Raw genomic sequence first — 5,927 nt, forward strand, 5'->3', positions numbered from 1 at the left:
GGACAGGTTATACCGTAGGTACTCCTAACGCAGCCACGGGGACAATTACCAATGATGATTTACCTAGTATCACTCTTGCAGTTTCTCCCAGTAGTGTTACCGAAGATGGGACAACAAATCTGGTTTATACCTTCACTCGTACAGGAGTAACAACAAATACTTTAACAGTTAATTACACCCTCGGGGGAACAGCTACTCTTAATACCGATTACACTCGTACAGGGACTACCAATACAGTCACCTTTGCTGCTGGTTCAGCGACTGCGACTGTAACCGTTGACCCCACTGCTGATACTACAGTTGAAAGTAACGAAACTGTTATTTTAACCCTCGCTGCGGGGACAGGTTATACAATAGGTACGACCACCCCAGTGACGGGAACAATTAATAATGATGACAGTGCCTCTATTTCAATCAATGACGTAACTGTTAGCGAAGGAAATAGCGGGACTACCAATGCAGTCTTTACCGTCACCCTTTCCAATCCAGTTGATACATCTGTCACCCTCAATTACGCCACAGCCAATGGAACCGCTACGACAGCAGATAATGATTATACAGCGATTGCTACTACTCCCTTAACCTTCAATCCGGGAGAAACTTCTAAGACGATTACTGTTGCTGTCAATGGCGATACTAAAGTTGAAAATAACGAGACTTTCTTCGTCAATCTGAGTAACTTACAAGCCAATGGCCGTAATGTTACGATAACCGATAATCAAGGACAAGGTACGATTAATGATGACGATAGCACTGTCACCTCGCAACTCTCCATCAACGACATCACCGTGGTGGAAGGTCAAAATAGTAATGCAATCCTCACCGTCACTGTAAATAATCCAAGTACACAACAAATTACTGTCAACTATACCACTACAGCCATTGATGCTACCGCCAATGTAGATTACACTAGCCAGACAGGAACCCTCACCATTGCGGCGAATACTTCCACTGCTACTATTAGCATTCCCATCCTCAATGATAACCTCAATGAACCTGATGAAGCTTTTACAGTAACCCTGTCAAATGCGGTTAATGCTACCATCAATCCCGACGAAGCAATTGGACAAGTAATTATTACTGACACCCTACAAAGCGCAATTACTCGCACCTTACCCACTAATGTGGAAAACCTCAGACTAATTGGGACTAATAATATTAACGGTACAGGTAACGCTGGTGACAATAAAATCACCGGAAATAGCGGTAACAATATCCTCGCTGGCGGTAACGGTGATGATACTTATCACTTCAATGCTTCAACCCCATTAGGAAGCGATACCATCCAAGAAACTACCACCAGCGGTATCGATACCATCGACTTTACTGGGACAAATACCGCAGTAAGAGTTAACTTAGGTGTTACTACAAACCAAACCGCCGTCACCAATAATCTAAGATTGACTTTTTCGGCAAATAACACCATCGAAAATATTATTGGTGATAGCGGTAATGACCGACTAACTGGGAATAGCCTTAATAATACTCTAACTGGTGGTGGTGGCAACGATCAATTAACTGGTCAAAACGGAAACGATAGTTTAATTGGTGGTTTTGGCGATGATTTACTCACCGGGGGTAATGGTAGCGATAATTTTATCTTCAACAGTAGTAATTTAGGAATCGATGCCATCAGCGATTTCACCCCCGGCAGCGATAAAATAGTATTAAGTAAAGCCATATTTACCGCTTTACAAAGTAGCATTGGCAATGGCTTCAGTCAACCGGCTGAATTTGCCAGCGTCGCTGACGATGATTTAGTCGCCACTAGCAGTGCCTTTATCGTTTACAGTACCAGCAGTGGCAGTATCTACTACAATCAAAATGGTAGTGCTGCTGGCTTAGGAAGTGGCTCTGAATTTGCCAATTTGTTGACTGTTCCTACCCTGATGGCGGCTGATTTCACACTGATAAATTAACCTAGCCAAACAGCTTGTAGGGTGCGTTAGGCGGCCACCAATTCCGTCAAAAAACCAAAATTAACAATCCGCCGTAACGCACCACCTCTATTATTAAATCGGTGCGTTACGCTACGGTTATTCCGTACTTAGTGTGCTAATTTATCTCGCCATGAACCAAACAACCGCCAATTATGATGAACCCTGGAAAGAAGCATTAAGCGAATATTTTGAAGCGTTTTTATCCTTCTTTTTTCCCGAAGTTAACCTAGAAACCGGGTTTCTCGGAGAAACCCGGTTTCTGGACTTTAAGACAAAAAAACGTTTCGCTGACAAACTTTATTCAGTTATCAGTTATCAGTGACTAATTGGAAGCAAGTAGCAATCCTTTTGCTATAATCGTCATGGCACACCTGAAAACAAAAGCGACTACCGGGAAGCTGCCACAACGGGAACAGTGGAAATGGAAGTTAATCAGGGGATTATATGAAAAGGAGTTCGAGAGGGAACAGATAATTAAACTGTTTGAAATCATCGACAATATGATGACTTTATCCCCTGAATTACAGTCAAGCTTAGAGAGTAAAATCAAACAATTTGAGGAGGAAAGAACCATGCCTTTAGTAAGTAATATGGAGTTACGAGGAATAGAACGCGGTAAGGAAATTGGCAAGGAAATTGGTAAGGAAATTGGTAAAGAAATAGGCAAGGAAATTGGAGCGTTAGAAAATGCTCGTGATTTTGTCAAAACAGTTTTGCAAGCTCGCTTAGGTGAAGTTCCTTTAGATGTGGAACAATACCTGAATAAAGTTTCGGTACTATCTACATTACAAGAGATTGTTAAATTAGCAGCTACCGCTAATTCTCTCGCAGAATTTAAGCAGTCTTTCGCAAGAATCCAATAATCTTATCCTAATATCTAGAAAACGGGTTCCTTCGAGAAACCCGTTTTCTTGTTGTAATATTAATTTCTGTTACAGGGGTCTTGAAAGATTGGCGATTTTTTGCAAAAAATCGCACCAGTCATCCTTTGCGGTTAACGTCATGACTTCTACCCTGTTGCCGAGCCTTCCTGCTGTTTACGATATTTTGTTCGATTTCGCTCAATCTGATGGTTTTTGGGCAAATTTAGAAACTGCTTTTGGCACAAGTTATGATGTGGTTAAAGCGACGCAATTACGACAGCAGTGGCAAAGTCGAGATTTTAGTCAACTTCCCCCTATTACAGTTAAAAACCTTGGCAATTCAGGGATTTTCGGCGCATATTCCAGCAGTATTAATAAGATTTATATTTCTCAAGCGCTGATTGATTCGGGGGACGCTACCACCCTCAAAGCGGTGTTATTAGAAGAAATTGGGCATTTTATCGACGCGCAAATCAACAGCAGCGATACCCCGGGGGATGAGGGGCAGTTATTTTCGGCGTTGGTGCGGGGAGAAGTGCTGACAGGGGAGCAAATCGCGGCGATTCAAGGGGAAAATGACGCAGCGACTATTACGGTTGATGGGCAAGCGGTGAGCGTGGAAATGGCAGTCTTTAACGTCTTTAGCTCTGTTATTAATTCAGTGGGGACTTATCCCTATTCGGTAAGGTTAGGGGACTTCAACGGTGATGGCAAATTAGACTTAGCTACAGCAAACAATGTCGCTAATAACGTCTCAGTGCTATTAGGCAACGGCATAGGTAGTTTTGGCACTGCTACTAACTTTGCTGTGGGAAGTAGTCCCCGTTCCGTGACCGTAGGAGACTTTAATGGTGATGGCAAATTAGACTTGGCTACAGCAAACTATGCCAGCAACACCGTCTCAGTCCTCTTGGGAACTGGCACGGGTAGCTTTGGCATCGCCACTAATTTTAGTGTGGGAGATCGCCCCATTTCCGTGACGGTAGGAGACGTTAACCTTGACGGCAAATCCGACTTAGCCGTTGCGAACGCCGGTAGCAACAACATCTCGGTACTATTAGGCAACGGAACAGGCGGTTTTAGCACTGCCACTAACTTTAGTGTGGGAACTTTCCCCCGTTCTGTGACATTAGGAGACTTCAACGGCGATGGCAAAATAGACTTGGCTACGGCGAACTATGTCACCCACAACGTCTCAGTTCTCTTAGGAACTGGCACGGGTAGCTTTGGCATCGCCACTAATTTTAGTGTGGGAGATCGCCCCATTTCCGTGACGGTAGGAGACATTAACCTTGACGGCAAATCCGACCTAGCCGTTGCGAACGCCGGTAGCAATAACTTCTCAATCCTCCTCAATACCACCCCGAAAATCACCATCGCCCCCGGCACCAACCCGGTAGAAGGGGGAACCGTCGGCAACTTTATCATCACCCTAGACACCGCCGCGCCAACGGGTGGGTTAGTGGTCAACTTCAACACCACTGGCAGTACCGCCACCCTTGCCACCGACTATTCCTTCACTGCTGGCACAAATATCACGGCGGTGACAGCCAACACCTTCACCATCGCCGCCGGAGCCACCACCGCCACCCTCAACGTCGTCGCCGTATCCGATGCGGTAAGTGACCCTAATGAAACCGTCAAAGTCAACCTGACATCGGGGGGAGACTACATCCTTGGTGCCAACTCCAGCACCAGCTTTAATCCTGCTACTAACTTTACCGTGGGGAGTAGTCCCATTTCCGTGACTGTAGGGGACTTCAACGGCGACGGCAAATCCGATTTGGCTGTGGCGAACTGGAACAGCAACAACGTCTCAGTACTATTAGGAACCGGTACGGGCAGTTTCGGCACCGCCACTAACTTTACTGTGGGGAGTTTTCCCTATTCCGTGACGGTGGGAGACTTCAACGGCGACGGCAAATCCGATTTGGCTGTGGCGAACTTTTTCGGCAGCAACGTCTCGGTGCTATTAGGAACCGGCACAGGTAGTTTCGGCACCGCTACCAACTTTTCCGTGGGGAGTAGTCCCCGTTCCGTGACGGTAGGGGACTTCAACGGTGACGGCAAATCCGATTTGGCTGTGGCGAACGCTAACAGCAGCAACGTCTCAGTGCTATTAGGAACCGGCACGGGCAGTTTTGGACCCGCCACTAACTTTTCTGTGGGGAGTAGTCCCCTTTCCGTGGCTGTCGGGGACTTCAACGGCGACGGCAAATCCGATTTGGCTGTGGCGAACGCGTACAGCAACAACGTCTCAGTGCTATTGGGAACCGGCACGGGCAGTTTTGGACCCGCCACTGACTCTACTGTGGGGAGTGGTCCCCGTTCCGTGGCAGTAGGGGACTTCAACGGTGACGGCAAATCCGATTTGGCTGTGGCGAACGCTAACAGCAGCAACGTCTCAGTGCTATTAGGAACCGGCACGGGCAGTTTTGGACCCGCCACTAACTTTACTGTGGGGAGTCAACCCTATTCCGTGACGGTAGGAGACTTCAACGGCGACGGCAAATCCGATTTGGCTGTGGCGAACGGTAGCAACAACAACGTCTCAGTGCTATTAGGAACTGGCACGGGCAGTTTTGCCCCCGCCACTAACTTTACTGTGGGGAGTAGTCCCCGTTCCGTGGCAGTAGGGGACTTCAACGGCGACGGCAAATCCGATTTGGCAACGGCGAACTATAACGGAGGCAACGTCTCAGTCCTCCTCAATGCCGACCCCACCGCCACCGTCACCATTACCGATGTTTCTCAACCCGCAATTTCTCTTACTATCAACGATGTTACCCTTACCGAAGGCAATAGCGGCACCACTAACGCGGTCTTTACCGTGAGCCTTTCTAGTGCTGCTAGTACCGTTGTGAGCGTCGATTATGCCACCGCTAACGGTACAGCCACCGCCGGAACCGATTACACTGCTATTCCTACCACCACCTTAACCTTCAATCCGGGAGAAACTTCTAAAACGATTACAGTTCCAGTTAGGGACTTCCAGAGAATAAAATACCCAACAAAAAAATAGAAAAGTGTTTTTTTGAAAAAGTAATTATTTTTGTCTAGGAAAACAAAGAGTCTCCCATTACAACCTATTTTTCCGAAAAAATAGGCAGCACAAACTCTTATA

The 5,927-nt window shown here is 46.6% G+C and carries 3 protein-coding genes and 1 pseudogene; all 4 read left to right on the plus strand.

Annotated elements, in window-relative coordinates:
* Positions 1-1,919 (plus strand): Calx-beta domain-containing protein (locus O9332_RS17290; RefSeq protein ID WP_288026604.1); only part of this gene is annotated, 1,919 nt, incomplete at its 5' end.
* Positions 1,920-2,070: 151 nt separating this feature from the next.
* Positions 2,071-2,262 (plus strand): hypothetical protein, encoded by a 192-nt coding sequence (locus O9332_RS17295; RefSeq protein WP_288026605.1) that lies wholly within the window; start codon positions 2,071-2,073, stop codon positions 2,260-2,262.
* Positions 2,263-2,266: 4 nt separating this feature from the next.
* A pseudogene (locus O9332_RS17300) lies at positions 2,267-2,803 on the plus strand (hypothetical protein); the annotation flags it as partial.
* 139 nt (positions 2,804-2,942) lie between these two features.
* Positions 2,943-5,825 carry a beta strand repeat-containing protein gene (locus O9332_RS17305; RefSeq protein ID WP_288026607.1) on the plus strand — a complete coding sequence of 961 codons (2,883 nt, stop codon included), beginning with the start codon at positions 2,943-2,945 and terminating at the stop codon, positions 5,823-5,825.
* Positions 5,826-5,927 lie beyond the last annotated feature (102 nt).

It is taken from the genome of Microcystis sp. LE19-10.1B, assembly GCF_027530565.1.
In the GTDB taxonomy this organism is placed as follows: Bacteria; Cyanobacteriota; Cyanobacteriia; order Cyanobacteriales; family Microcystaceae; genus Microcystis; species Microcystis aeruginosa.

Coding starts and splice junctions, on each gene's coding strand:
- O9332_RS17305 (WP_288026607.1), top strand. CDS start 2,943: ATGACTTCTACCCTGTTGCCGAGCCTTCCTGCTGTTTACGATATTTTG.
- O9332_RS17295 (WP_288026605.1), top strand. CDS start 2,071: ATGAACCAAACAACCGCCAATTATGATGAACCCTGGAAAGAAGCATTA.